General features: G+C 63.5%; 26 protein-coding genes and 1 tRNA gene. 9 read left to right on the top strand and 18 right to left on the bottom strand.

Features of this window, described 5'->3' with window-relative positions:
- Position 1: 1 nt before the first annotated feature.
- The 4 genes from L6D64_RS23135 to L6D64_RS23120 all read right to left on the bottom strand — a co-directional run bounded on the left by L6D64_RS23135 (position 2) and on the right by L6D64_RS23120 (position 5,230).
- Positions 2-2,167: a TonB-dependent siderophore receptor gene (locus tag L6D64_RS23135; RefSeq protein ID WP_176508593.1), complete on the bottom strand. Its 2,166-nt coding sequence runs from the start codon at positions 2,165-2,167 to the stop codon at positions 2-4.
- Positions 2,168-2,252: 85 nt separating this feature from the next.
- Positions 2,253-3,152: a sulfurtransferase gene (locus tag L6D64_RS23130; protein WP_176508592.1), complete on the bottom strand. Its 900-nt coding sequence runs from the start codon at positions 3,150-3,152 to the stop codon at positions 2,253-2,255.
- A gap of 12 nt (positions 3,153-3,164) precedes the next feature.
- Entirely contained in the window at positions 3,165-4,313 is a 1,149-nt protein-coding gene (locus L6D64_RS23125) for a phosphotransferase enzyme family protein (protein ID WP_176508591.1), read from the bottom strand.
- Positions 4,310-5,230, bottom strand: coding sequence for an ABC transporter substrate-binding protein (locus L6D64_RS23120; RefSeq protein WP_176508590.1), 921 nt, complete (start codon positions 5,228-5,230; stop codon positions 4,310-4,312). Before L6D64_RS23120 ends, L6D64_RS23125 begins: the two co-directional genes overlap by 4 nt.
- Positions 5,231-5,504: 274 nt before the next feature.
- Between L6D64_RS23120 and L6D64_RS23115 the strand changes: the two genes are divergently transcribed.
- From L6D64_RS23115 to L6D64_RS23100, 4 genes are all read left to right on the top strand, one after another.
- On the top strand, positions 5,505-6,887 hold the full coding sequence (locus L6D64_RS23115; protein WP_176508589.1) for an LLM class flavin-dependent oxidoreductase: 1,383 nt from the start codon (positions 5,505-5,507) through the stop codon (positions 6,885-6,887).
- Between the two features lie 218 nt (positions 6,888-7,105).
- Positions 7,106-8,479, top strand: coding sequence for an oligosaccharide flippase family protein (locus tag L6D64_RS23110; protein WP_176508588.1), 1,374 nt, complete (start codon positions 7,106-7,108; stop codon positions 8,477-8,479).
- Positions 8,480-8,503: 24 nt separating this feature from the next.
- Positions 8,504-9,220, top strand: a complete 717-nt coding sequence (locus L6D64_RS23105; protein WP_176508587.1) for a glycosyltransferase family 25 protein — start codon at positions 8,504-8,506, stop codon at positions 9,218-9,220.
- A gap of 103 nt (positions 9,221-9,323) precedes the next feature.
- Entirely contained in the window at positions 9,324-10,262 is a 939-nt protein-coding gene (locus L6D64_RS23100; protein ID WP_371870318.1) for an AraC family transcriptional regulator, read from the top strand.
- Between the two features lie 29 nt (positions 10,263-10,291).
- On the opposite strand, the gene L6D64_RS23095 is transcribed toward L6D64_RS23100, so the two are convergent.
- The 3 genes from L6D64_RS23095 to L6D64_RS23085 form a co-directional block, all read right to left on the bottom strand.
- Complete coding sequence (locus L6D64_RS23095) at positions 10,292-12,205, bottom strand: tyrosine-protein phosphatase (protein ID WP_176508585.1); 1,914 nt, start codon at positions 12,203-12,205, stop codon at positions 10,292-10,294.
- 123 nt (positions 12,206-12,328) lie between these two features.
- Positions 12,329-12,901: a cysteine hydrolase family protein gene (locus L6D64_RS23090; RefSeq protein ID WP_176508584.1), complete on the bottom strand. Its 573-nt coding sequence runs from the start codon at positions 12,899-12,901 to the stop codon at positions 12,329-12,331.
- Positions 12,902-13,381: 480 nt separating this feature from the next.
- Complete coding sequence (locus L6D64_RS23085; RefSeq protein ID WP_176508583.1) at positions 13,382-14,302, bottom strand: LysR family transcriptional regulator; 921 nt, start codon at positions 14,300-14,302, stop codon at positions 13,382-13,384.
- Between the two features lie 99 nt (positions 14,303-14,401).
- Here L6D64_RS23085 and L6D64_RS23080 point away from each other — a divergent pair, with 99 nt between their 5' ends.
- A complete protein-coding gene (locus tag L6D64_RS23080; RefSeq protein ID WP_176508582.1) occupies positions 14,402-15,160 on the top strand; it encodes a sulfite exporter TauE/SafE family protein in 759 nt (252 codons plus the stop codon).
- A 1-nt stretch (position 15,161) separates the two neighbouring features.
- On the opposite strand, the gene L6D64_RS23075 is transcribed toward L6D64_RS23080, so the two are convergent.
- The 5 genes from L6D64_RS23075 to L6D64_RS23055 all read right to left on the bottom strand — a co-directional run bounded on the left by L6D64_RS23075 (position 15,162) and on the right by L6D64_RS23055 (position 19,758).
- Positions 15,162-16,580, bottom strand: coding sequence for a GGDEF domain-containing protein (locus tag L6D64_RS23075; RefSeq protein ID WP_176508581.1), 1,419 nt, complete (start codon positions 16,578-16,580; stop codon positions 15,162-15,164).
- A 138-nt stretch (positions 16,581-16,718) separates the two neighbouring features.
- A complete protein-coding gene (locus L6D64_RS23070; RefSeq protein ID WP_176508580.1) occupies positions 16,719-18,548 on the bottom strand; it encodes an SLC13 family permease in 1,830 nt (609 codons plus the stop codon).
- 153 nt (positions 18,549-18,701) lie between these two features.
- Positions 18,702-19,094: a glycine zipper domain-containing protein gene (locus L6D64_RS23065; RefSeq protein ID WP_176508579.1), complete on the bottom strand. Its 393-nt coding sequence runs from the start codon at positions 19,092-19,094 to the stop codon at positions 18,702-18,704.
- A 74-nt stretch (positions 19,095-19,168) separates the two neighbouring features.
- Complete coding sequence (locus L6D64_RS23060; protein WP_176508578.1) at positions 19,169-19,351, bottom strand: hypothetical protein; 183 nt, start codon at positions 19,349-19,351, stop codon at positions 19,169-19,171.
- Between the two features lie 113 nt (positions 19,352-19,464).
- A complete protein-coding gene (locus L6D64_RS23055) occupies positions 19,465-19,758 on the bottom strand; it encodes an RcnB family protein (RefSeq protein ID WP_152957096.1) in 294 nt (97 codons plus the stop codon).
- A gap of 105 nt (positions 19,759-19,863) precedes the next feature.
- Here L6D64_RS23055 and L6D64_RS23050 point away from each other — a divergent pair, with 105 nt between their 5' ends.
- Positions 19,864-20,214: a hypothetical protein gene (locus L6D64_RS23050; RefSeq protein WP_176508577.1), complete on the top strand. Its 351-nt coding sequence runs from the start codon at positions 19,864-19,866 to the stop codon at positions 20,212-20,214.
- Between the two features lie 78 nt (positions 20,215-20,292).
- On the opposite strand, the gene L6D64_RS23045 is transcribed toward L6D64_RS23050, so the two are convergent.
- From L6D64_RS23045 to L6D64_RS23030, 4 genes are all read right to left on the bottom strand, one after another.
- Positions 20,293-21,060 (bottom strand): SDR family oxidoreductase, encoded by a 768-nt coding sequence (locus tag L6D64_RS23045; protein ID WP_099815250.1) that lies wholly within the window; start codon positions 21,058-21,060, stop codon positions 20,293-20,295.
- Between the two features lie 23 nt (positions 21,061-21,083).
- Positions 21,084-22,151 (bottom strand): phosphotransferase family protein, encoded by a 1,068-nt coding sequence (locus L6D64_RS23040; protein ID WP_176508576.1) that lies wholly within the window; start codon positions 22,149-22,151, stop codon positions 21,084-21,086.
- 185 nt (positions 22,152-22,336) lie between these two features.
- Entirely contained in the window at positions 22,337-22,654 is a 318-nt protein-coding gene (locus tag L6D64_RS23035) for an SCP2 sterol-binding domain-containing protein (RefSeq protein ID WP_054884931.1), read from the bottom strand.
- 54 nt (positions 22,655-22,708) lie between these two features.
- On the bottom strand, positions 22,709-23,419 hold the full coding sequence (locus L6D64_RS23030; protein WP_176508575.1) for a histidine phosphatase family protein: 711 nt from the start codon (positions 23,417-23,419) through the stop codon (positions 22,709-22,711).
- A 195-nt stretch (positions 23,420-23,614) separates the two neighbouring features.
- Between L6D64_RS23030 and sohB the strand changes: the two genes are divergently transcribed.
- The 3 genes from sohB to L6D64_RS23015 all read left to right on the top strand — a co-directional run bounded on the left by sohB (position 23,615) and on the right by L6D64_RS23015 (position 25,978).
- A complete protein-coding gene (sohB, locus tag L6D64_RS23025; protein WP_176508574.1) occupies positions 23,615-24,634 on the top strand; it encodes a protease SohB in 1,020 nt (339 codons plus the stop codon).
- A 153-nt stretch (positions 24,635-24,787) separates the two neighbouring features.
- Positions 24,788-24,861: transfer RNA gene (locus L6D64_RS23020), tRNA-Cys, on the top strand.
- 139 nt (positions 24,862-25,000) lie between these two features.
- Positions 25,001-25,978 (top strand): site-specific integrase, encoded by a 978-nt coding sequence (locus L6D64_RS23015; RefSeq protein ID WP_099815251.1) that lies wholly within the window; start codon positions 25,001-25,003, stop codon positions 25,976-25,978.
- Here L6D64_RS23015 and L6D64_RS23010 read toward each other — a convergent pair.
- Positions 25,975-26,220 (bottom strand): helix-turn-helix transcriptional regulator, encoded by a 246-nt coding sequence (locus tag L6D64_RS23010; RefSeq protein WP_099815245.1) that lies wholly within the window; start codon positions 26,218-26,220, stop codon positions 25,975-25,977. The two genes, L6D64_RS23015 and L6D64_RS23010, sit on opposite strands and share 4 nt — an antisense overlap.
- A gap of 9 nt (positions 26,221-26,229) precedes the next feature.
- Entirely contained in the window at positions 26,230-26,406 is a 177-nt protein-coding gene (locus L6D64_RS23005; protein WP_236192587.1) for a hypothetical protein, read from the bottom strand.
- Positions 26,407-26,497 lie beyond the last annotated feature (91 nt).

Here is a 26,497-nt window from a genome sequence, read left to right as displayed (position 1 = left end):
TTCAGAAATTCACGGTTGCAGACAGGCGGGCGGTGCGCGGCGCTCCCTGGAACAGGTAGCCGTCACCCATGTACTCGCCCACATCGCGCCAGTAGCGCTTGTCGAACAGGTTGTCCACGCTCAGGCGTACTACCGTTTCATAGCCCTCCAGGTCCAGGGTGTAGCGCGCGCCGGCATCGAACACGGTGTAGCCCTCGACCTTCACGTTGCCGGCCTGGCTGGCATACTTGCTGGCGCTGTAGCGCAGGCCGCCGAGCAGGGCCAAGCCCTTGACGCTGGCGATGCTGTAGTCGGCGTGCAGGCTGGCGCGTACCTTCGGCACGTTGATCGCCTGATGGCCTTCGTAGCGGTCGGTTCCGCTGTCCTCGACCCGGGCGCGGATGGCCGCGGCACTGGCCGCCACCTGCAACTGCTCGGTCAGGCGCCCGTTGGCGGAAAGTTCAAGGCCGATGTTTTCCTGGTCGCCTTGTTGTACGTAGGTGAAGCTGCCGTCGTCATTGGGGCGCGAGTACTGATAGGCCTTGCTGATGCGAAACAGCGCGGCGCCGAAGCTCAGCCCCTGCCAGTCACGCTTGGCGCCGAGCTCCAGCTGGCGTGACACCGTGGGTGGCAGGATCTCGTAGGCATTGGTGGTGAACCAAGCCGCTTCGCCGCCCAGGGACAAGCCCTTGCTGTAGCTGGTGTACAGGGAAATGTCCGGGCTGGGTTTGTAGATCAATGCCACATTGGGCAGGAACTCCGAGCGCTGGGTATGGCGCGTGGTATTGCCGTCGATGTCGAAGGTTTTCTCGTCGAGGCGGACCTGGCGGCCGCCGAGAATGGCCTGCCAGTGTTCGCCGTAGCTCAGCCGGTCGGTGAGGAACAGGCCGTACTGGCGGCTGTCAAGGCGTCGATAGGTATGCCCCAGTGGTGCGCTGCTCGGCGCAAAGTCGGGTACGGGCTGGTAGATGTTGGCGCTGCCCACCCATTCGTTGACCGCGTCGCGGCGGTCGACGAGCCGGCGCAAGGCGCTGCTGCCAAGGGTCAGCTCGTGCTGCAACGGGCCACTGTCGAAGCGCCCGCTCAGGGTCGCCTGGAGCTCGTCGTTGCGGCGGGTGTCGTCGGGGCTGCGGAAGTCGTAGACGTCGTAGTCGCCTTCGGGGCTGAAGTAGTTGGGCACGGCGGAGCTGGCGCAGCTCGGGGCGCCATAGCAGCCCCAGGCGAAGGCACTGTAGTCGTCGATCACCACCCGGCTGCGCGAAGCGCTCAGGTTGGCGCTCCAGTCATCGTCGAAGCGGTACTCGAAGCGGCTGCCAAGGTTGAGCGAGTCGATACCCACCGGTTTCGACCAGGGCTGGTCGGCCAGGCGGTCCTTGGGGTCGATGCCGCTGGGCACCACGTTACCGCCAAGCAACTGGTAGCCCGGTACCGAGCGTTGTTCGCGGGTCTGGTATTCGGCATCCAGTTGCAGCAGGGCGGCGTCGCTGAGGTTCCAGTCCACGGCCAGGGAGGCGAAATCACGTTTGCCGTCGGAGTTGTCCACATAGCTGCGGATGTCTTCATGGGCGAAGTTGGCGCGTACGCCCAGGCGCTGCTCGCTGTCGAGCCAGCCGCCAAGGTCGGTGGCCAGGTAACGCTCGCCCGATTCATTGCTCGCCACGGTGACCGAACGCACATTCTGCGGGCGCTTGGTGACGTAGTTGACCAGCCCGCCCGGCTCGGAAACACCGCTCTGCAAACCAGACAGGCCTTTGAGCAGCTCGACCTGCTGTTTGTTTTCCAGCGCGACGTTCTGTTCGCCGGTGATGGTGCTGCCGTTGATCTTGTAGCTGTTGGCGGCGCTCAGGGAAAACCCTCGGACCACGAAGTTCTCGTAGTAGCCGATGGGTGCATAGCTTTCGCCGGTCGAGGCATCGTTGCTGAGCACTTCGCTCAGCAGCCGGGCCTGGCGATCCTTGAGCAGTTGTTCGGTGAACACCGCGACCGAGGCCGGGGTATCGAGCAGGGGGGCCTCGCCGAAGCCGCTCACTGCGGCAGTGCTGGCGTGGTAGCTGTCGGGTTGCTCGGCCGTGACCGTGACGGCCTCCAGCAGGGTGCTGTCCGCCCATGCCAGGGCAGGGCTGATCGACAGGCTCAGCAGCCCTGAGAAGAGGCCGTGGCGGTGTTGCAGGGACAGGGATGAAGCCATGGACAAACTCCTGGGTGACCAGCGGCGTGCTAGCGGAAAACGGGTAGACGGGTGCTCGCGATGTCGCGCGGGCGCATCGTACGGTTCACTTTTGCAAGGGGGAAGCCTCAGTGCGCAGTGGCACCGTGGTCATTGGCAATGCAGGGTCGGCGGCCCATTCCTGGAGCGAGCCGTCGTAGATCGACATGTTCTGGCGGCCCAGGCGCGTGAGGGCCAGGGCAGTGGCGGCAGCGGAAATGCCGCCACCACAGTAGAGAATCAGGGGTTGATCGTCTTCGAGCAGCAGTGAGCCGAGGGCGTTGGCCAATGCCGTCGGTGGCAGGTAGCGGCCCTGTTCGTCGAACAGTTCGCGGGCTGGCCGGTTGAGGCTGCCGGGGATATGGCCGCGTCGGGCATAGCGGCTCACCGCGCTGCCCTCGAACAGCCCTTTGCCGAGTGCGCATACCAGCAGGCCCGGGGCCTTCCCCTCGAGCACGGCCTGCACGTCTTCGCGGCTTGCCCAGTAACCTGCCTGAATGGTCAGGGTAGCCTGGGAGCCCGGCGCCGTGCCTTGGGCCTGCTGCCCTTGGGCGAGCGGCAGGCCGGCCAGGCGCCAGGCCTTCAAGCCGCCGTCGAGCACCGAGGCGGTAATGCCCATGCTGCGTAACATCCACCAGAGGCGCGCCGCCCAGAAACCCTCGTGCCGGTCGTAGATCACGATCTGCCGGGCACCGCTGATGCCCAGGCGCGCCAGTGCAGCCTGGGCAGCCGCTGGCGAGGGCAGGGCAAAGCTGTAGGAGACCGAGGTATCAGCCAGCTCGCGGGTCAGGTCGGCATGCCGTGAGCCTGGAATATGTTCGGCCAGCCAGGCCGCATGCCCGCTGGCCACACGGTAGTCGCCATCGAAGCGCGCGGCGGCCAGTTCGACGCTGGCGTCGATGACCACCAGCCCCGGCTGCTGCAGGCGCTGTTGCAATGCGGCGGGTGAAATGAGGATGTCGGGCATGGCGGGCTCCTGTCAGCGCGTGCGGGCGATGCGGTCGAGGTGATCGAGCAGGCGCAAGCCTTCGCTGCCGCCAAACCATTGGCCATGGCCGATCAGGTAGTTGTGGTAGGCGATGTCGGCGTTACTGCGGGAGCCGACGATGCCCTGGAAGTAATCGATTTCCGCGAGGGCGAAATCCACATGCACCAGCGGCAGCAGTGCTTTTAGCGTGAGCAGGTCGGCCTGGGTCAGCGCACGCTGACGGTGATAGCCCTCCAGCAGCGCATCGACGGCGTCGAGGTCGGCGCTGGCGCGGCCGCCAGCATCGAGTTCAAGCCAGGGGATGCAATTGCGCTCCAGTGCGGTCGCCAGGTCGAACAGGGCGAAGGTCAGGTCGCTCAGGCCGAAGTCAAGGATGCTCTGTACCTGGGCGCTGCTTCCCGGTTCGGTCCACAGCAGGTTCGACGCGTGCCAGTCGTTGTGCGTCCACAAGGGGGCCTGCTGCGCGAGCAGTGGCAGCAGGGTCCGGTGATGGGGCAGATAGAGTTCGCGAAGTGCCTGCTGCCAGTGCTTGCCCGCGAGGTATTGGCTCAATGCCGGCCGTTGTGCCAAGGCGTTTTCGATCGACGTCAGTGGGGCGCTGCTGCCGAACAGGCGCAGGTTGGCGACCAGCACCGGAGTGCGCCGGGCGCCTACGGCGAAGCCTTCTGCGGCCTGGTGCAGGCTAGCGAGGGCCGCACCCGCCGCGTGGGCATGCGCCAAGGTAAGGAACGGGGTCCACGACAGTGCCTCACGGTACAGGTCCTGACCCTGGGCAAGCGGCAACACTTCGTAGGTCCATTCACCCAGGGCGATGGCGCTGCGTTCGTTGCGGTCGAGCAAGGGCGTGACAACCGGGGCGCCACGCTGTTCAAGGTAATGAACGAAGCGGTGTTCCTCCAGCAGCCAGGCGGGCTGGCGGACACTGCGGTGGTGGCGCTTGACGAATACTTCACCGTGCGCAGTGCGCACCTGAGCGGCCGCCGAGAAGGGGCGTGGGCTGTGCCAGTGCAGCGAGTGCACCGCACCCACTTGCGGGAAGTGCTGAAGCACGTCTTCGACATCCTGTTGTGACAGGGCCGGCCAGTCGGCTGCTACCGGTTGCAAGCCCATGCCGTGGGCGATACGCACGGGCTCGCTCATGCCTGCGGCTCCGTCAGGTAGCGGTTGCTGGTAGCACCGCGCCAGGCGTCGGCATCGGCCAGTACGCCATGGCGGTGCAACCAGTGGGCGTAGGGTGCGATCAGCTCTTCGCGTTGCTGGCCCCAGCGTCCTTGGTGCAGCCAGGTGGGGGCGATGTGCTGCAGCGACTGGCTGAGCAGTTCACCCGGAAAGTACGGCGTGGCGGCCTCGTAGGCGCCCAGGGCGCTCTGCGGGTCTTCGGCTGCCGCGCGAAAGCCGCGCTCGGTGGCGGCGAGAAAAGCCCGGGCGGTCTCGGGGTTGTCCTCGAACCAGCGTTGCTGGCCGCCAAGCAGGTAGCTGTGGTAACGCGGTGCGCCGATCTCATCGACCGGCCATACGACGCGGCGCTCGGCCGGAATCGGGCTGTCCATCAACGCCTCCCAGGCCCAGTAGCCGCCGAAACTGGCATGGGCGATGCCCGCCGCCAGGTCCTCGGGACGCAGCTCGCGCACTTTGCTGTCGACGATGATGACGGCATCCGGGTCGCCACCATCCTCGGCCACCAGATGGCGGACCATCGCCAGGCCACGGGGCGTAGGGTTGAGCGCCAGGCGTTTGCCAGCCAGGTCCCGGGGGCGGCGAATGCCGAAGTCGGTGAGCGTCTGGATTGACTCCAGACCCTGGTGGTTGATGGCCGCGACGCCCAGCAGCGATTGGCCAAGGCTGCGCCTGACCAGCAAGCGGTTGCTGGGAAACACGCCGACGTCGGCCTTGCCTTGGAGCAGGTGTTCCAAGGTGTCGCCGTGGAAGGGGTCTGGTACAGCAAGGTGTACCGACAAGCCGGCATCCTGATACCAGCCGCGCTCCCTGGCGAGGTAAAAACCTGCCGAATTCGGCCAGGGGTGAAAATATTCCAGCATTACCCGTACGGCGATCATCCTGTCGTGCTCCTTGGTGCCCTCAGGGCTCATGGAGCGATTTAACGGGGAGGTCTCTGGTATATACCAATACCCGTGAGCTATAGAGATATTTCTATTGGGAATAAATACAGTCTTTTTTATTTCTTTATTTTGATCAAGCGATGGCGATTCCCAAGGGTTGCTCCACGTATATTGTTATTCCTAAGTATTATTAGAGTTATTTTTTATATTCCTACTTAATATTTAAATAGCTGTCTGCTTGGCTGTGACGCCGTTTATTACAGGAACCTTCATGTCCGATCCGAAACCCCTTTTGTTCGCGCTCTACGAGCAGGCCAGCGTTGGCTGTGGAGGCGCACCGAGTCTGTGGACGCATCCGGCTGATGAGCGCCTGGCCGCCAACACGTTCCAGTTCTGGGCAAACCAGGCGCGCATCGCCGATCAGGCCAACCTCGACATGCTGTTCTTCGCCGATGTGCTGGGCTTCTACGATGTGTTCGGCGGCAACGCTGCAGCCGCCGTGAAGCGGGCCGTGGAGGCGCCTGCCAACGACCCGCTGATGATCATTCCGGGCCTGGCTGCGATCACCCGCAACCTGGCGTTCGGCGCTACCGTATCGACGACCTACGAACACCCGTTCAGCCACGCCCGACGCTTCAGTACGCTCGACCACATGAGCAATGGCCGGATCGGCTGGAACATCGTCACCTCTTATCTTTCCAGCGCAGCGCGTAACTTCGGCCTGGAACAGATGATCAAGCATGACGACCGCTATGAACGGGCCGAAGAGTTCATGGACGTGGTCTACAAGCTTTGGGAAGGCAGCTGGGCGGACGACGCCGTGGTGGCTGACAAAGCGCGGCAGGTGTATGCCCGGGGTGAGGGCGTGAAACCGATCAACCACCGGGGCGAACGTTATCGGGTGGCCGGGCCGCACCTTAGCGCCCCGTCGCCACAACGAACACCGCTGCTGATACAGGCTGGCTGGTCCGGCAGGGGACGGGAGTTCGCGGCCAAGCATGCCGAACTGATCTTCATCGCCAAGTCGAACCCTCACGAAATCCGCCAGGGCCTGGAGGAAATCTGGCGCATGGCCGAAGCACGTGGGCGCGCACGGGCTGATGTGCAGTCGCTGACCGTGCTGCGGATCGTCACGGCAAAGACCGAGATCGAGGCGCAGCGCAAGTACGAGGCGTTGCAGAGCCACTATCACCTGGAGGCCCAGCTGGTCAGCTACGCCGGCGATACCGGTATCGACTTGAGCCGTTATGCCGACAGCGATGCCTTGGCGACCCATACCGAAGGCCTCACTTCCTACATGATGCGCCCCGATGGCAGCGGCAAGCCGTTGACGGCAGGTGATGTCCGCCAGCGCTTCGCCAACGTCACCCGGGGCACGGACCTGATCCTGGTGGGTACGCCGGCGCAGGTGGCCGATCGCATTGAAGAACATGCGCGCATTTCCGGGACCAGTGGCTACATGCTCAACCCGCTGACCAGCCCAGGTACGCTGGAGGATTTCGTCGAATGGGTAGTGCCAGAGCTACAGAAGCGAGGGCTCTACCGTACCCAGCCGCACAGCGGGACGTTGCGTTCCCGGTTGAGAGGCGACGGAGCCGGCCGTTTGCCCGCCACCGCGTATGGCGCGTCGTTCCGCCAGGTAGATGCTGACTGAGGCAACAGTTGCCGGCCCGGCGGGGGGCTTTGCCCGCCGAAAGGGCTTCATGGGGCTCGACGGCGGGTGCACAAGGCGGCGACCCTGTGGTTTGCCTTGGAGGTGTTGATCATGTGCGGGGTTCTGGGCACCGACGAGCGAGGTGGGTACTCCCTCGCGCAAGCAGCATGGCAGATTGAGACTATAGTAACGTCTTAAAAGCCGGGTCAGTGGGTGCCATGTCTACGATCGATCTGTCGTCCTCGCAAAGTCTTCGCAAACGCGTGTTGTTGGCTGGGGCGCTGAATATCGGCTCCATCGTGGCCTCCCAGGTCATACGCCTGGGCGGCAACCTGATCATCACCCGCTTGCTGTTGCCAGAGATGTTCGGCCTCATGGCCATTGCCACCACGGTATCGGTGCTGCTGCTGTTGCTGTCCGATGTCGGCCTGCGGCAGAACATCATCCAGAGCCCCCGCGGCGACGAGCCGCTGTTCCTCAACACGATCTGGTCGCTGCAGATCATTCGCGGCCTTGGGCTGTTCGTGGTGATGCAACTGGTGGCGTTGGCCTCCTGGGTGTCCCAGCACTTCGCAATGTGGCCGGCACATTCCACCTACGCCGCCCCGGAGTTGCCTGCGGTGCTGGCCGTCACTGGCTTTTTCGCGATCATCTTTGCCTTCCAGTCGACCAAGATCGATGTGGCCATCCGCACCTTCCAGCAGAAAAAGGTGGTGCTGGTCGAGCTGGTGTCGCAAATCGCCGGCCTGGTGGTGATGCTGGTGATCGGCTACCTCACGCGGTCCATCTGGGCGCTGGTGGCTGCGGGTCTGGTCTCGACCCTGGTCACCACGGTGCTCAGCCACCTGATCTTCCCGGGCCACAAGGACCGCCCGCAGTGGGACCCGGCCGCGCTGCGCGAGATCGTCAACTACGGCCGCTGGGTGTTCCTGTCGTCCGCGGTCGGCGTGCTGGCCATGCAGGGTGACCGGATCTGGTTCGGCGGCAGCATGACGGTGGCGCAGCTGGGGGTGTATTCGATTGCGGTGGGCATTCTGGCGGCCTTCCAGCTCAGCCTGCAGCGGCTGGCCGGGGCAGTGGCCTTGCCGGCCTTCAGCGAGGCGGCCAGGACCGGCGACATGGACCGCCTGCGCCACCTGTATTTCCGTTTCAGGCTGATCTTCGATGTGCTGACCCTGTTCACCTGCGGTTTCCTGTTCACCGCCAGCCCGCTGATCATCCACTGGCTTTATGACGCCCGGTATCAGGAGGCCGGGCAGATGATGGCGATCCTGTCGTTGTCGCTGTTCACCTTGCGCTATGGCCTGACGCAACAGATATGGATGGCCCTCGGGCTGACCAAGTACATGGCCATGGACAACATCATTCGGGTGGTGGCGCTGTTCACCCTGATGCCGTTGCTGCTGGCCATCGGCGGGGTGACCTATGCACTGTGGGGCGTGGCCTTGCATACCTTCTTCACGCTGTTCCTGATCTTCAAGGTCAGCCACCAGCTGGGCATGCTGAGTATCAAGCGGGAGCTGGTGGTGCTGCCAGTCATGTTGTTTGGCGCCCTGTGTGGCCAGTTCATCAGCCATCTGTTCGCCTTCTGATCGGCTGCGCCAAGGACCTGAACGATGAATGTGATCGACTTCTTTGATCGGACCCGAATCATCAACATCCCGTCCAGAACGGACCGCCGCGAAGAAACCGAGGCCGAATTCGCCCGCAACGGCTTCCACATCGATGACGAAAAGATCGGCTTCTTCCCTGCTGTGACGCCCACCGATCAACAGGGCTTTCCCAGCATCGGCGCCCGGGGCTGCTTCATGAGCCATCTGCAGATACTGGAAGAAGCCGTGCGCCTGAATGTCGACAACATCCTCATCATGGAAGACGACATCCAGTTTTCCCGGCGCATAGGCCCGTTTGGCAAAAAGGCCATCGAATCCCTGCAAGGCATGGACTGGGACATCGCCTACCTCGGCCATTCCTGTGAAGGCAATTCCGATAACCCCGGCTGGGCACCGGTCGATCGTCCCATCCACCTGTCGCACTTCTATGCGGTGAACGGCAAGAGCGTGGGCAAGCTGCGAGACTTTCTTGCGCAGATCCTGCAGCGCCCGCCCGGGCACCCGGACGGTGGGCCGATGCACTATGACGCGGCCCTCAATACGCTGATCCACACCGACAAGAACATCCAGGCCTACTACTTCACCTGGAACCTGGGCTACCAGAGGCCTTCGCGCACCGACCTGCATGCCCTGTCGGTATTTGACCGGCTGGCGCTGCTGCGGCCGGTGATGGCCCTTTACCGGCGCTTGAAGGCAGAAAAACTCAGGCGAACCCGCTAGCCGGCGTCACCTGCCTGTCATGCGAAGTTGATAGTGTTCGGGTCCCTTTTCGTGGCACAAGGTGTGCGACACGGTGTATCCCGGCACGACCCGCAAGCCGTTCATGCTCCGCTCCAGCGACATGCGCAGCGACGAATTCGCCGCCTTGTTCACCCAGCTTTACGGCAACCTGTATGCCGACATGCCGCCGCTGGGCGATGGCATTGCCATCGGTGGCGTCTATGGTCGCTTCGACGGCATGAGCGTGCGACGCATGCATTATCAGGGCGATTTCACCCTCGTCCTGCCAGCGCCGCAGGACGAAATCACCTTTGTGCTGCCCACTGCGGGCAAGATCGTTTTCGACCACCGCGGCGAGTCGATCGGCGGTGCTCAGGTCGGCCTGGCGGTGGACAAGCTCGACATCCGCTCGGTGCGCATCAGCGACGGGCATGCTCAGTGCGGCATGTCGATCCGCCGTGGCGCGTTCGCCGAACGGCTGTCGACCCTGCTCGAACAACCCTTGCCTGCGCCGATTCGCTTTGCGCCACAGGTTGGCCTGGGCAATTACGCACTGCCAGGCATCCGGGCCTTGCTCGAACTGGCAACCGGCACCGAGTTCGATCAGCTCATCAGCACGGGCCTGCTGATGCCTGTGCGCTTGCAGGAGATGCTGGTCGACGCGCTGCTGGAAACCTGGCCACACAACTACAGCGAGGCGTTGCGCAGCCCGGTGCCGGCCATTGCGCCGCGGCATGTGAAACTGGCCATGGCCTACCTGCGCGAACACCCGGCCAGGCAGGTCAGTGGTAGCGAGCTGGCGGGGTTGGCCAATGTCAGCCTGCGTGCGTTGCAGGAAGGCTTCCGGCGTTTTGCCGGCACGTCGATCGTCGGCTATCAGCGGCAGGTGCGGCTGGAGCAGGCGCGAGCGGTGCTGGCGCGCGGGGAGGGCGGGTCGGTGGCGGAGGTTGCCTTGCGCCATGGTTTCAGCAATCCCGGGCGGTTTGCCCAGTACTTCAAGCAGGCTTTCGGGATCAACCCCGCCGATCTGCGGCGCCGCTAGTCGGGGCAGCCCAGCGGCCCCCATGATCTTCAGAACGCGTAGCTGGCCTTGAGGCTGCCACTGACCCCATGGCTGTCACCCCCACCCATGGCTGCCACCTCGGCCCCGACACTCAGCGCCCCAAGGTTGGCCATCAGGTTGACGCCGCCCGTGAACTGGTCGCGATTGTCGAAGGCCGCCCGCTGCGCGATATCAAGCCCCAGCAAATGGCCTTCGCTGTCGACCTGGTGGTCGCCCAGCACATGCTCGTAACCCACCTCGACGCCTGGCACCAGCTGCCATCTGCCCATGGCGACTGGCGCGAACGAGGCCTTGAGGTTGGCCACGGCGGTGCGTCGGGTTTCTTTCAGGTCATCGACCTGAAAGGCCAGTTCGCTGCCTTTTTCGGTGAAACCCTCCACGTCAACGCGACTGACCCGCAGCCCCAGGCTCGGCTCCAGCACCAGGGCGGCGGTGGGCAGGCGATAGCCCAGTGTCAGGCTGCCGCCAGCCAGTGTGCCGTGGCTGTCGCCCTTCGCCGTGCCCAGGCCGCCACCGAGCTCACGCTTGCTGGAATAGTCGAGCCAGCCGGCGCTGGCATCGGCGTCGATGAACAGGCCACGTTCCAGGCCATTGGGTGCAAAGCGCGCCCCCAGGCTGAGGAAGGTCAGGTCGGTGTCCGCCTCGCCACCGGCCCCGCCGACATTGCCATTGCTGTAGCCGAAACCGGCATGGGCGCTCAGCTGCTCGGAGAAGCGCTGGGTCAGCCCGACCATCAGCCCCTGGCTGTGCTCGTTGCTGCTGGCCGCGCGGGAGGAACCGTCGGTGCCCAGGTACCCGGCCAGCGCGGTGCTCCACAGGCGCGACTGGCCGACCTTGAGGTCGCTGCCATCGGCAAACGGCGCGGCCGCACGGTCGATCATCGCCCCCTGGCGCAGCAGGAAGCTGGCGGCGTCGGCATGCACCTGGCCCCCCACGGTCGACTCGACGCCCCCCAGCGTGCCGGCGTCGATGGCCGACTGCAGGTAGTCGTTGTAGGCGCTGTAGGTGCCCGACAACGGGCTGTCCTGCAGCTGCCGCAGCAGCTGTGCACCGGCAGCGGCGTTGCCCAGCAGGCCGGCTTCGCCTGGCAGCGTGCCGTAGCGCACCATCTTGCCGCGCAGCACATAGAGGGTTTCTTGCGACAGCCCAAGGCCGGCCTTGAGGTAATTGTCCATGCTCCCGTACTCGGCGGTGACCTCATCCAGCCCGGCCTGCAGATAGCTGGCTTCGACGCCGAGCAGCGGGGCGTAGATGGCGGCCATGCTCGCCGGCATGGCCGCCAGCGTCGCGGCCACGCGCGTGGCGGTGTAGTCGTTGGTGGCCAGGTAGTTGTTCATGATGGTCGCCTCGTCGACCCCGGCAATGCTCAGCAGCACGGCTGCGGTCCAGCCGGTGCGGTCCTTGCCGGCGGTGCAGTGGAACAGCGCGGCACCGTCGGCGTTGGCCAGTTCGTTGAACAGTACGCTGAACTGCCCGCGCATGCCGGCATCGCTGACGAAGGCGCGGTTGGTATCCTGCATCATCGCCCGCGCCTGGGCTGCGCTGGTGAACGAGATGTTGGTGATGTTCGAGCCCGAGGTGGTGCTGCCGATGATGTCGATGTTGGTGTAGCTGGCGCCTGCTGGCAGGGTGTCGGGCGTGCTGGCGATTTCGCTGGGGGTGCGCAGGTCGTAGACATTGCTGATGCCCAGGCCGTTGAGGAATGCGAGGTCGGCCGCCGTAGGGGTCAGGGCGTTGGAGCGGTAGAACACCCCGCTGCGCATGACGCCATCATGGCGGGTGGTATAGGCGCTGGTGGTGCCGGCGATATCGCGGAAATTGTCGATGCCGGCCAGGCGCGGCGTGTCGAGTAAGTCGGCGGCATGGGCCGCGGAAACGGCCAGGGTGAGCAGGTACACGGAGCAGAACAGACGTTGCAACACGGCAGTAGCCTCGATCAGGTGCGTTGGGCTGGCTACTGTCGGCGGGCAACATGAAACTGAATGTTACAAGTAGCCGCGCAGCGTCAATGGCTGCGCGTTCTGTCCGTTGTGTGCGTTTTCTGGCTACGCCGCCCCCAAGAGGCTGGTGCATACCGCGTGGCTCTCCAGGATCCGGGCGTAATCCAGTGCCAGGTTGCTCAACGACAGTGCATGCACATCCTCGGCAGGCCAGAGCCGGCCTTGCCAGTCTTGCTGGTCGAAGGTGAAGCAGGCGTCTGCCACGACCACGACATCGAAACCGAGATTGCCTGCCGAGCGCGCCGTGGATTCCACCGAGTTGTTGGTGATCACGCCGGCAATCACCAGTTCGCCGATGCCGCGAACGTGCAGCCAGCGCTCCAGGCCCGAGTTGGCGAAGGCGTCCGGTACATGCTTGTCGAACACCGTTTCGCTGGCCAGCGGCGTAAACGCCGGCTGGAACTCACAGCCCGCCTGGCCCGGCCAGAATACCGAGTCGGGTGAGCGGGACACATGCCGTACATGCACGATGGGCCGCCCGCCCAGGCGCCATGCCGCGAGCAGTTCGCCCATGCGCAATTCGGCCTCGGGGTTGTTGCGCCGGCCCAGGCGTGGGTGATGGATACCGACCTGCAGGTCGATCAGCAACAATGCGGCATTGGCGGCGATGGCAGTCATGCGAAGCTCCTTGTCTGCGAGCATCTGACCGTAGCACAGGCGACAAGCCGAGAGGCGAGCGGGTCATCTGATCCGCTTTTTTTCCTCGAACCTGAATCTGTAACCGTATCAGCCTGAGGCGCACAATGCTGTTCGTCCCTGCTATCACACTGAAGAGGTTCCGATGGGCAAGCTCGCGCTGTTTCTGGGTGGCTTTCTGCTGTTGACCGTTCTGATCGGCTTGCTGGGCACCATTCCGCCAAGCTGATTCTTCTCACCCCTTCCGGCCCGTCTGCCTCGTTGGACGGGCCAGACCGCTGCAAGATCCTGGCCGCCTCGTCCGGCTGTACCGCTTTACGTTGTCTCGGCGATCACTGTGCGATAAGTCCTTAATTGTCCGGGGAAATCTGTCCACAAAAAACGTGGGTAGGTCTGTGGATAAAGTTCTGCAAGCCAGGCAATTTGCGGGCTCTGTTAAATTGAGCAGAAATTGAGCAGCCGCTACCTGGCGCGTTCAGAGGCGGCTGAGCCGGCCTGGCGCAAGGCCAGCAGCAACTCACGCACGCGGGCAGGCAGCTCGCCAGAGGGGTACACCGCGTGCATCTGCGGGTCCTGGCCGGTGCTTGAGGTCAGCCGGTAGTCCGCGCATACCCGCACCAGGCGTCCCGCCTTCACCTGTGCTTCTGCCACCCAGTCTGCCAGGCGTGCGATGCCGGCGCCGGCCAAGGTGCTGTGGTACACCGCGTCGCCAGAGCCCAGGCGCAAGCGCGGATGAGGGCGCAGGCTGGTGATCTGGCCGTCACGGCAGAAATGCCACGCTTTGAGGATGCGCGGCGCGGTGTGCAGGATCAGGGCATGCTTGTCCAGCTGCTCGGGCCGTTCCGGCATGCCGGCGCGGGCGACGTAGGCCGGGCTGGCATACAAGTGGCGGTGATAGCGCCACAGTGGGTACCCAATCAGTTCGCTCGACTGCGCAAAGGCGCCGCGGACCACGAAATCGAACTTGCCGTGCAACGGGTCGAAGGCGGCATCGCCGTATTGCACGTCGAGGGTCACTTGCGGATGGCGCTGGCTGAAACTGGCCAGCACACCAGGCAATACGTGCTCGCCGAGCAGTTGCGGCGCGGCAAAGCGCACCCAGCCTTGCGCAGTACCCGTGAGCGCAGCCAGTTCATCGGCCGCGTCGCGTTGCACATCCAGCAAGCGCTCGGCATGGGGCAGCAGGCGTTCACCGGCTTCGGTGAGTGTAACCGCGTTGGCGTTGCGGTTGAGCAGCTTGCACCCGCTGCTGTCTTCCAGGGTTTGCACCGCGCGGGTTACCGCGCTGGGCGAACGGCCCAGCGCACGGGCGGCGGCGACGAAGCTGCGCTTGTGCGCAACACTGACGAACGCCTGGATTTCGCGCAGCATGTTCAATGCCATGGAGGGCTCCTGATTGCAGTTTTCGCAATGCGGCATTTCAACACAAGCGCGCTGGATTGATTAGCCTTGCGGTCTGTTTTCACTGCCAGGGGCCGCACCATGATGGATATCGCCGTACTTTCTCTGTTCGCTTTCGCTGCCGGCCTGATCGATGCCGCCGTCGGTGGCGGTGGGCTGATTCAGATCCCGGCGCTGTTCAACGTGCTGCCCACGGCACAGCCGGCGGCGCTGCTGGGCAGCAACAAGCTGGCCTCTGTGTGCGGCACGGCCTTTGCGGCTCGTTCATTCATTCGCAAGGTGGCCCTCGACTGGGGATTGATCGTGCCGGCGGCGCTCAGTGCCTTTGTGATGGCGTTTGCCGGAGCGGCCACGGTGTCGCGGGTACCGCCGAGCGTGATGCGCCCGGCGGTGCTGGTGCTGATCGTGCTGATGGCGATCTACACCTTTTGCAAGAAGGACTTTGGCACCTTGCACAAGCCGGCCAGGATCGGCCGCCGGGAGCAGTGCCTGGCGGTGCTGATCGGCGGTGCGATCGGTTTCTATGACGGCTTGTTCGGCCCGGGCACCGGCAGCTTCCTGATCTTCCTGTTCATCCGCTTCTTTGCTCTTGACTTCCTGCATGCCTCGGCATCGGCGAAAGTGGTCAACATCGCCACCAACCTGGCAGCGCTGGTGTTCTTCGTGCCGTCGGGCAATGTGCTTTACGCCATCGCCCTGCCGATGGCTGCGTGCAATATCCTCGGTGCTCTGACCGGGACCTGGCTGGCAGTGCGCAAGGGCGCGGGTTTTGTGCGCGGGCTGTTCCTGATCCTGCTGTGCGTACTGATCGCCAAGCTGTCCTGGGACCTGCTGAGCTGACTCAGATGACCTGGCGCTGCACCTCGGCCTGCTCGACGCGGTTGCGGCCATGCGCCTTGGCCCGGTACAGCGCCTGATCGGCGCGCGCCAGCAGGTCGTCCAGGCTCGGCGCGCTTTGGTCCGCGGCGCAGCCAGCCAGGCCAATGCTGACGGTGATCTGCAGGCGCGTATCGCCCTGGGCGGCATGCAGGTCCTGCACGGCGCGGCGCAGACGCTCGGCGGTGAACGTGGCCTGTTCCGGTGGCAGCCCCGGCAGTACCACCACGAACTCTTCACCGCCCAGGCGAGCCAGCAGCGCTTGGTCGTGCAACTGCTCCTGCAGGGTACTGGCGAACTGGCGCAGGACCTGGTCACCGACTGCATGACCATGGCAATCGTTGATCGACTTGAAATGGTCGATGTCGAGCATCATCAAGGTCAGCGGCAGCCCATGCTGCTGACGGCTGTCGAGCAGGGCATTGGCGCGCCGGGTAAAGGCACTGCGGCTGAGCAGGCCGGTGAGGTGGTCGATGGTGGCCTGGTGCGCCAGGCGCGCCAGCAGGCTGCGATTGGCCTGGCTGACGCAGGCGACGACCAGTGGGCCGAGGACCAGCATGGCGATCCCCAGGCGCGCCGACATCAGCGTGGTAACTCCGGGTTCGCTCTGCGGCACGCTGAAGTGCATGAGGTTCTGCGCCACCGCCACGATCAGTGTGCTGCCAGCGGTAAGCGCCAGCAACGAAACCAGAAAAGGCGAGTACGTCCAGGCACACCACAGCAGCGCGGCAATCGGAAAGGCAATGGCGCCAGGGCCGCCGAAGGCGATGCTCAAGGCCAGTGAGGCCAGCAGCACCAACAAGGGCGCCAGGCGGATGGCCTGGGCGCCGCTGCGCATCAGTACACGGGTCGATGGGGCGGTGAGCAGTACCGGCAGCACCAGCACACTGGTCGAGAACTGTTCGCTGAACCAGGCCAGCCAGGTGGCCTGCAACGACCTTTCGAACCACGGTGTAGCCATTACGCAGGCCATGCTGGCCGCCACCACGGCACCCGCTGCGCAGGCTCCGAACACACTGAGCACGCCATGCGGGGTACGCATCCGTTTGTGCAGGCGGGGCAAGCGCGAAAGCAACCACCACACTGTCACCACCACGCCGAGGTTGCACAGGTTGAACCACAGGGCGGGAGCCCAGGCACTGCCACATGCCAGGTCGGCGGCGACCATGGCCAGCCACACCAGGCCAAAGCCCACCCAGCTGGCTTGGCGCGGGTAACGCAAGAGCACCCCGGCCAGCACCGCATTGACCGGCCAGAACAGCGATAACGATTCGATCGGCCGGGCCAGGATCCCGCCGAGGGTCAGGGCGAAGGTCAGGGCGAACAGGGCAAGGTAGGGCAACAAGCGCGATTGTGCTGGAAAAACCATAGGCTCGACCGACAAGCGGAAACGAAATCCAGGACAACGGCTATAAGCACCTGGGGCATTGGCGTGTCAGTGTGTTGGCACCGGGTGCTTGATGTCAATCTGCCGTGTTCGTGCAAGTTGATGTCAAATAGCCTCCAATCCTCGCCATATTGCCTAGAGACCGAAGAACCAGGGCACCATCAGCACCGTGACCAGCATCACCAGTACGGTGAAAGGCACTCCGATTTTGACGAAGTCGGCAAAGCGGTACTGGCCCGGGCCGAGCACCAGGGTGTTGACGGGTGAAGACACCGGCGTCATGAACGCTGCCGATGCTGCCAGGGCGACGGTCATGGCGAACGGGTAGGGCGACAGGCCCAGCTGCGTGGCCGTGCTGATCGCCACCGGGGCCATCAGCACGGCGGTGGCGGTGTTGGAGATGAACAGGCCGATAATGGCCGTGACCATGAACAGGCAGGCCAGCATGGCCAGCGGCCCGGCACCGCCCAGCAAGCTGACCAGGCCACCCACGGCCAGGTCGATGCCGCCGGTTTTCTGCAGCGCCTGGGCGAACGGCAGCATGCCGACGATCAACACCAGGCTCTGCCAGTGAATGGCCCGGTAGGCGCTGTTCATGTCGATGCAGCGCCCGGCGCCCATCAGCAGGCAGCCGATCAGCGCGGCGATGACATTGGGTACTGCGCCGCTGACCATCAACCCGACCATCACCGCCAGGCTGACCAGGGCATGCGGTGCTCGGGCGCGGGCGGGCGCCACCTGATCGATTTCGGCCGGCAGGCTCAACACCAGAAAGTCCTTTGGCTGGCTCTGCAGTTGGCGCACGGCTTTCCATGGGCCGACCACCAGCAGCGTATCGCCAAGGCGCAGCTTCTCTTCCACCAGTTGTTCTTCAATGGCCGCCTGCTCGCGGCGCAGGCCAACCACGTTGAGGTCATAGCGGGTGCGGAAGGCCAGCTCCAGTATGCTCTTGCCGATCAGCTGAGAGCCCGGCGGCAGCGACACCTCCGCCATGCCCAGGTCCTGGGACTGGTCGATGAAATAGGCGGCCTTGAAATGCAGCGGTTCCAGGTGCATGGTCTGGCACAGGCTGCGCAGGTCGTCGCGGTGGGCGAACAGGTCGAGCAGCAGCACATCGCCTTGCTGCAGGACGGTGCCTGAGTCGGCGGCGATCACCCGGGTGGTGAACTTGTGCTGGCGTTCGATGCCGATGACGTTGGCGCCATGCCTGGTGCGCAGTTTAAGCTCGCCCAGGGTATGGCCGATCAGTGGCGATTTGGCTCGGATGCGCAGGCGCCGTTCGCGGCCGTTGAGCTTGTAGTCGAGCACCAGGTCCAGCAGCGTGCGGCGGCTTTCCACGCGGCCGTCCTTGCGCGTTTCGCCATTGAGCCAGTTGCGGGTCAGCAGCATGTAGCCGATGCCCAGCACCAGCACCACCAGGCCGAACGGGGTGAAGCTGAAAAAGCTGAAGCCGGGCGCGCCATGGCGTACCAGTTCGCTGTGCACCACCACGTTGGGGGGCGTGGCCACCAGGCTGAGCATGCCGCTGATCAGGCCGGCGAAGCTCAGCGGCATCATCAACCGGCTGGGCGACAGTTTCAGGCGTGCGGCAATGCTGAGCACAACCGGGATGAAGATGGCCACCACGCCGGTCGAACTCATCACCGAGCCCAGTCCGGCCACCGAGACCATCAGCAAGACCAGCAGCCGTGCCTCGCTATTACCGGCCTTTTCGCTCATCCATTCACCGATGCGGTAGGCGATGCCGGTGCGTACCAGCCCTTCGCCGATCACGAACAGGGCGGCGATCAGCACCACGTTGGGGTCGCTGAAACCGGCCAGGGCCTGTTCCACGGTGAGGATGCCCGACAGTGGCAGGGCGAGGATCACCAGCAGGGCGACCACGTCCATGCGCGGGCGGTTGATGACGAAGAGGATGACGACGACAGCCAGCAGGCCGAGTACCCAGAGCAATTCCTGGTTCATGGGGCGAGGGTGTTCCTTCACTCAAAGGGTCACGAAAGACAGTAGCAGTCAGTGTGGCAGCTTGCGGTGAAGGTGGTGTTGATGTGCTGCAGGGTTTGCAGCCATGGGCAAATGAAAAGGGCCGCACGATGCGGCCCTTTTGCTTGACGTCACTCAGTGGTGACGATGATGGCGGTGCTTGCTGCTGCCACCGTTGTCGCCCATGTGGTTGCCCAAGGCGCCACCGGCCGCGCCGCCCAGACCTGCACCGATGGTAGAGCCGGTCCTGCCACCTACTGCGCCGCCCAGCAGCGAGCCGCCGGCCGAGCCCAGGCCACCGCCAATGGCGGCTTCGGTACGGTTGCCTTTCTTCGCCGCTACTGCACTACCGGCGGCACCGCCGAGACCGGCGCCGATGGCTGCGCCAGTGCGGCCGCCCATCTGCTGGCCGACAACGTTGCCCAGGACACCACCCAGGCCACCACCGATGGCGGCAGTACCGTCACCGGCGAAAGCGCCCTGGCACAGCAGCAGGCCAAGGGCGAGGGAAGGTAGAGTCAGACGCATGATTGGAACCTCAGAGGAATCATCAGGTTAAGGTGCCGCACGGTTGGGCGGCGGGTCAGGGTAGGGAAGACGCTTCAGCGATCGTAACGGTCACTGCGCCATTGGCGGTCGTCGTCATCGTCGCGATCGTGCCGGTGGTGGTGACGGTGGCCGCGGTCGTCATCGCGCCAGCCGCCGTCATCACGGTAGTGGTCGTGATAGCAGCCCGACAACAGCAGGAAAGCGGCGATCAGTGAAAAGCTTGCAAAGCGGGTCATCTCGATATAGGTCCTTGATCCGCATAGGTTTACGGGACACTAACTGAGACTGGGATCGATCCATTTGGTTTCCTTGACCCGCAAGATTTTGCTGCGCGAGCGATGAATGGCGCTCAGGAGGCAGGGTGGATGGCAAGCACTACGCCATTAGTGGTCTGAACCAGCACATAGTGATCCCCCATGCGCACCCAGTGGCTTTCCTTTTCCGGTGCGGGCAGGCCCTTGGCTTTCCAGTCGCTCAGGGCCGCGTCGTCGCGTTTGTATTGGTCGGGCGCCTTGTCGCCGACTTTGAGTTCGCGGTTGTGGGTTTCCGGTGCCTTGACGCTTTCCTCGGCCGAAGGGGCAGCCAGGGTCATCATCGGCAGGCTGGCCAGCAGTAATGCAGGCAGAAGGTGGTTGGCTTTCATGGCAATCTCCTTGAGGGGGGTATGTACCAGATGCGACAGCGGCCCGCTTGGGACAATTCATTTGCGGTGCTAGAGTCGCTTTCTTTTTTGCCCCGAGGATGGAACATGCGAGCAATTCTGCCGATGGTTGCGGCGCTGGTGTTGGTAGGTTGCGCGAGCGCGACCATGGATGCGGCACGCGCTGGCAAGCCGACAGCCCAGCTCGACTCGCGCAAGGCGCCGGAGCTGGTGGCGCAGTGCATCCAGTTCAGCTGGCAGAAAGAGGATGTGTTCGGCGACGACGCCAGTGGCTACCTTGAGCCGCGCAAGCAGGGCGGGTTGACGGTGTATACCCGCGAGGCGGAGTCGTTCGTGGATGTGTACCCGCAGGCGGGCGGGACGCGGGTGGATTACTACGCGCAGAAGAATGACGGTGTGGCCCTGCAGCGCCGGGCGGCGGCGGCGACCTGTTTGTAAGACTTGAGTCTTGCGGTGGTGCAAATATCGAGCGCCGCCCGTGCGGCGCTCGATATCCGAGCCAATACATCCCGAGCGTCAGGACAAGAACCCACCGTCGACATTCAGCGCGGTACCGGTGGTGTAGCTGGAAGCATCGCTGGCCAGGTACAGCACGGCACCGGCCATTTCCTTGGGGTCGGCCACGCGCTTGAGCGGGATCTGCTGCAGCGCGGCATTGAGGATGGCGTCGTTCTTCACCAGGGCCGAAGCGAACTTGGTGTCGGTCAGGCCCGGCAGCAGGGCGTTGCAGCGAATGCCGAACTGCGCGCACTCCTTGGCGAACACTTTGGTCATGTTGATCACCGCCGCCTTGGTCACCGAATAGATGCCCTGGAACAGGCCCGGCGAAACGCCGTTGATCGAGGCGACGTTGATGATGCTGCCACCACCGTTTTCACGCATCAGCTTGCCAGCTTCCACCGACATGAAGAAGTAGCCGCGGATATTCACGTCGACGGTCTTCTGGAAGGCACTCGGGTCGGTATCGAGCACGTTGCAGAATTGTGGGTTGGTGGCTGCATTGTTGACCAGGATATCCAGGCGCCCGAACTGTTCACGGATGCCGGCGAACACCTGCTGGATCTGCTCCAGTTCACCAATATGGCAGGCCACCGGCGTGGCCTTGCCACCCGCTGCAATAATGGCCTGCGCGACCTGCTGGCAACCCTCCAGCTTGCGGCTGGAGACGATCACGTGGGCGCCTTGCTGTGCCAGCAGATGGGCAATGGCCTCGCCGATGCCACGGCTGGCACCGGAGACGAAGGCAATCTTGCCGTCGAGGTCGAACAGTTGGGTCTTGGACATGCTGTTTTCCTTGTTGTCTGGCATCAGAGCGTGGACTTGCCGATGACCTGCAGGCTCATCTGCTCCAGCAGCCGGTTCATGTGAATGAACTGGGCGAAGCGTTTGTCCTGGGTCTGGCCGTGGTAGTAGCGGTAGTAGATCTGCTGGACGATGCCGGCCAGGCGGAACAGGCCGTAGCAATAGTAGTAATCGAAGTTGTCCAGGTGGATGCCGGCGCGCTCGGCGTAGTAGTCGACGAACTGGCGGCGCGTGAGCATGCCTGGGGCATTGCTTGGCTGGCGGCGCATCAGTTGCACCGGCGCCGGGTCGCTGGCCTCGATCCAGTAGGCCAGGCTGTTGCCCAGGTCCATCAAGGGGTCACCGAGGGTGGCCATCTCCCAGTCCAGCACCCCGATGATGCGCATGGGGTTGTCGGCGTCGAGGATGACGTTGTCGAAGCGGTAGTCGTTGTGCACGATGCCTGGCCGCGGATGGTCGGCGGGCATCTTCTCGTGCAGCCAGGCGATCACGTTCTCCCAGCGTGGCGCATCGGGTGTCAGGGCTTTCTCGTAGCGGCTGGTCCAGCCCTCGATCTGGCGCTGCACGTATCCTTCCGGCTTGCCCAGGTCGGCCAGGCCACAAGCGTGGTAGTCCACTTGATGCAACTCGACCAGGCGGTCGATGAAACTTTTGCACAGGGCCTCGGTGCGGCTGGCGTCCAGGCCCAGCTCGGCGGGGATGTCCGAGCGCAGGATCATGCCCTTGACCCGTTCCATCACGTAGAACTCACCCCCGATCAGCGACTCGTCGGTGCAATGGACGTAGGCCTTGGGGCAATACGGGAATCCGCTGTTGAGCTGGTTGAGGATGCGGAACTCGCGGCCCATGTCATGTGCCGACTTGGCCTTGTGACCGAAGGGCGGGCGGCGCAACACGAATTCACGGCCCGGGTAGCTGACCAGGTAGGTGAGGTTGGACGCGCCCCCCGGGAACTGGCTGATGCTCGGCAGGCCTTCGAGGCCGGCGATGTGGCCCTTCAGATAAGGATCGATGACGGCCGCGTCGAGTTCTTCGCCGGGGCGTACCTGGGTGGACTGGTCGGTGAGCGTCATGCGATTTCCTTATTATCTGGTGCAAGGACTATTGGCTAATCTAATGGCCTGGCGGCAGTGGGACAAGCGTGCCAGGGGCCATATAGGCGAGGGTGTTGCCGGTCGATCACTGCACCGAATGCCAGGCAAAAAAAAACCGAAGCCGGCCAGGCTTCGGTTCTTTGATTCTGCGTTGTGCCCGGCACTCAGGAAGGGAACAGCTCGCTGAGCTTCATCGACAGCATCATGTCGCCTTCGACGCGCAGCTTGCCGCCCATGAAGGCCTGCATGCCGTCGGTTTCACCGCTGACGATGCCTTTCAGGGTTTCGCTGTCCAGCACCAGGGTGCAGTTGGCATCCGGGTTTTCACCTTCCTGGATGTCGCAGGTGCCATCTTTGACGATTAGCGCGTATTGCTTGTTTTCGTCGGTGATATTGAAGCCGAACACCAGGTCCAGGCCTTCAGCAGCCGCTGGGTTGAATTTTGCTTTCATCGCTTCGACGGCTTTAGCTACATCGCTCATGGTGTTTTCCTTGTTAAGTGATATTCGCGTCCGTAAGGACACAACGGGCCGGGCTCAACGGTAGGTGATGAGCTCCGGGGCCCTCAACAGCTGCACATGGGCTTGGCTGTTGAAGGAAGCCAGTGCCACGTCGCGGCCGCGGAATTTCAGCTGGCTGAGCGACGTGTTGATGATCTGCCAGTTCAGCGCAAAGGCCTGGCTGGGCGTGATTCGGGTAACCAGGTGAAGCAGGGCGGCGATGGTGCCCCCGGATGTGAACACGGCGATGTTTTCGCCACTGCCCGCAGTGCCCAGCAGACGCTGCAGGCCGGCCTCGACCCGTGCGGTGAAGGCCTGCCAGGTCTCCAGGCCGTCATCGGCATGCTCGCCCGCATGCCAGCGCTGCACCATCAGCGCGAACAGGCGCTGGAACTCGCTGCGGTTCCGGGCACCATTGCGCAGGATCTCCCGGGCATGCGGCTCCTCAGTCAACAGGCCAGGCAGCAGGGCACGAATCACCCCATCGGCGTCGAACTCATTGAACGCCGGGTCGGTCTCAATGGCCGGTACCGGGCAACCGCTGGCGTTCATCGCCTGCAGTGCGTGCCGGGCAGTATCCTGCTGCCGGCGCAGGTCACCCGCCACGCAGCGGTCCAGGTGCAGGCCGAGCTGGGCGAGGTGTTCGCCCAGGGCCTGGCTCTGGCGCACACCGACAGGGGAGAGGACGTCGTAGTCGTCTGCACCGAAGGAAGCCTGGCCATGTCGGATCAGGTAGAGATTGCCCACTGCGGTATCCGGCGTTGAAGGTTGCTGCGAGGTTAGGATGCGCCAGACAGGCTGTCAACGAAAAAACATACAAGCGTTTGAAAAGGTTGTTTGAACTGTGTTGCCAGCGTTTACCTCGGCTGGCGAGGGCACGGGCGCAACGGTATGCTTGCAGCAGTTTCGCGCCGATCGGGCGCAGGTTCATAAGGAGTCAACGTGGAGTTTCTTGCCGAATACGCAAGCTTTCTCGCCAAAACCGCCACCCTGGTGATTGCCATCCTGGTGGTCTTGTCCGCCATCGCCGGATTGCGCGGCAAGGGGCGGCGCAAGGCCGGTGGGCAGTTGCAGGTCACCCGCCTCAACGAATTCTATAAGGAGCTGCGCGAGCGCCTGGAAAGCGGCTTGCTCGACAAAGGCCAGCTCAAGGCCCTGCGCAAGCAACAGGCCAAGGCGGAAAAACAGCAGAAGAAGGGCAAGGCTGAGGAAAAGGGCCGAGTGTTCGTGCTCGACTTCGACGGTGACATCAAGGCCTCCGCCACCGAGAGCCTGCGCAACGAGATCACCGCTCTGCTGACCCTCGCCACCCCTCGCGATGAAGTGGTGCTGCGCCTGGAAAGCGGCGGCGGCCTGGTGCACAGCTATGGCCTGGCGGCCTCGCAACTGGCGCGCATCCGCCAGGCCGGCATCCCGCTCACCGTGTGCATCGACAAGGTCGCGGCCAGCGGCGGTTACATGATGGCGTGCATCGGCGACAAGATCATCAGCGCGCCCTTCGCCGTGCTGGGCTCGATCGGTGTGGTGGCGCAGTTGCCCAACGTCAACCGCCTGTTGAAGAAGCACGACATCGATTTCGAAGTGCTGACCGCCGGCGAGTACAAGCGTACCCTGACCGTGTTTGGCGAGAACACCGAGAAAGGCCGGGAGAAGTTCCAGGAAGACCTGGACATCACCCACCAGCTGTTCAAGGACTTCGTGGCCCGCTACCGCCCGCAGTTGCACATCGATGAGGTCGCCACCGGTGAAGTCTGGCTCGGCATTGCCGCATTGAACCGCAAGCTGGTCGATGCACTGCAGACCAGCGACGAGTACCTCAGTGAGCGCGCCCGCACGGCCAGCCTGTTCCACCTGCACTATGCCGAACGCAAGAGCCTGCAGGAGCGAATCGGCATGGCCGCCAGCGGCACGGTTGAGAACACCTTGGTAGGTTTGTGGAGTAAACTCGGGCGCTTGCGCTAACACCTTGAACCCGTTGAAATTTTTTTTCGTTCAGGGGGTTGCAAGGTGAAAAGAATGCGGACATAATGGCGCCCATCGAAACGCAGCAAACCTTGAAAAGGTGCGGTGTTTCAAGGAGATAGCGAAGCGCAAGCTGCTAGATCCGAACTTTGAGGCCGAGTAGCAAAGTGGTTATGCTCCGGATTGCAAATCCGTCTACGCCGGTTCGATTCCGACCTCGGCCTCCACCATTCGAAAGCCCCGCAGCCATTGAGGTTGCGGGGCTTTTTTAATGCCTGCGGATTGGTCACGAACCCTGCATTTGGGACAAATCTGGGACACTGGAAGAAATTGCATGTCCCAAATGTCCCCGGCAAAATCCGGTTCATGGCTACTTTCGAACAGCGCCCAGGCGGCGCATGGCGGGCAAAGATCCGCCGCAAAGGATATCCCGCACTTTCCGCCACCTTCGACACCAAGGCCGAGGCCCAGCGATGGGCGGCTGAGATTGAAGGCGACATGTCGCGGGCTCGTTTCGTCGACATGCGTGAGGCTGAGCGAACGACCCTGGCCGAAGCATTGGACCGCTATGCCCGCGAGGTCAGCGTAGAGAAAAAGGGCGCCAAGCAAGAGCTGACGCGCATCAATAAGTGGAAGAAGCATGCTTTAGCCGACAAGGGCTTGGCCGTGTTGAAGTCCAGCGACTTTGCGCTGTACCGAGATAATGAGCTCAAGGCGGGAAGGTCCGTGTCCACGGTCAAGCTTGACCTGGCGATCATCAGCCACCTGTACACGGTGGCGATCAAGGACTGGGGTATCGAGGGGCTGAGCAACCCGATTTTCAAACTTCGCATGCCCAAGGGGGCAAAGGAGAGGGATCGTCGACCGGCCAGCTTCGAACTTGCGGACGTAATCGAGAAGGCGGGGGCGATTCACGCCGAGATGCCGGCGATCATCAAGCTTGCGGTGGAAACTGCCATGCGCCGTAGCGAACTGCTGGGGCTGCGCCGCGAGAACGTGAAGGAAAAGCACGTGGTGCTTGAGGATACCAAGAACGGGACCAGGAGAACGGTGCCACTGTCATCGAAAGCCAGGGCAGCACTCGACAGTCTGCCGTATCGGCTCGATGGCAATTTGTTCTCCCTGGCCCCGCACTCGGTTAGCCTGTACTTCAACCGGGCCTGCAAGGCTGCCAAGGTGAAGGACCTGCATTTCCATGACCTGCGCCACGAAGGAACCTCCAGGCTTTTCGAGAAGGGGCTGTCGATCATGGAGGTGGCCAGCATTACCGGGCACAAAACGATGAGCCAGCTCAAGCGGTACACGCATTTGTGCCCGAACACTCTGGCGGACAAGCTGGGCTAGCGAACGCTGGCGAGGGTCGGCGGTGCATTGCGCTTCCGGCCCCGCTTGGCTGGCACATGCAGACCCTGTTCGTACTCTTCCAAGAACTTGCGCACCGTCGCGACCCGCCAACACACGCGCTTTCCCTGCTTGAAAAATGGTGGCAGCCAGCTGGCTCCGTCCTGCCGCGCACTGCGGATCGATGATTCTGTGCGCCCGAGCATCTTGGCCAGCTCGGGAACGTGGATGATTTCTTGCTCCATCTGACCTCCTTAGGCCAAAAAGTGATGCCCGACCTTCGCCGCCCTGGCGGCTTCCTCAGTGCGGAACATGAGCTGGGTTTTGCTGATGCGGCCATAGGCCTCGTATTCGGCATCGACCCACCAGGCGCCGAACTTGCGGTACGGCGCGCTGAGGATCTTCGTGACGTAGCAGTCGATCAGGTTCATGGATGACTCCCTGCTCAGTCCCAGCTGAGCTTCGCCGGTGTGGGCGGAATGGTTTCGAGGCTGGACAGGTTGAGCAGGGTGAAGTACCCGC

The organism is Pseudomonas urethralis, from assembly GCF_021602465.1.
Lineage (GTDB): Bacteria > Pseudomonadota > Gammaproteobacteria > Pseudomonadales > Pseudomonadaceae > Aquipseudomonas > Aquipseudomonas vlassakiae.
This window is presented reverse-complemented; position numbering and strand designations above follow the sequence as displayed.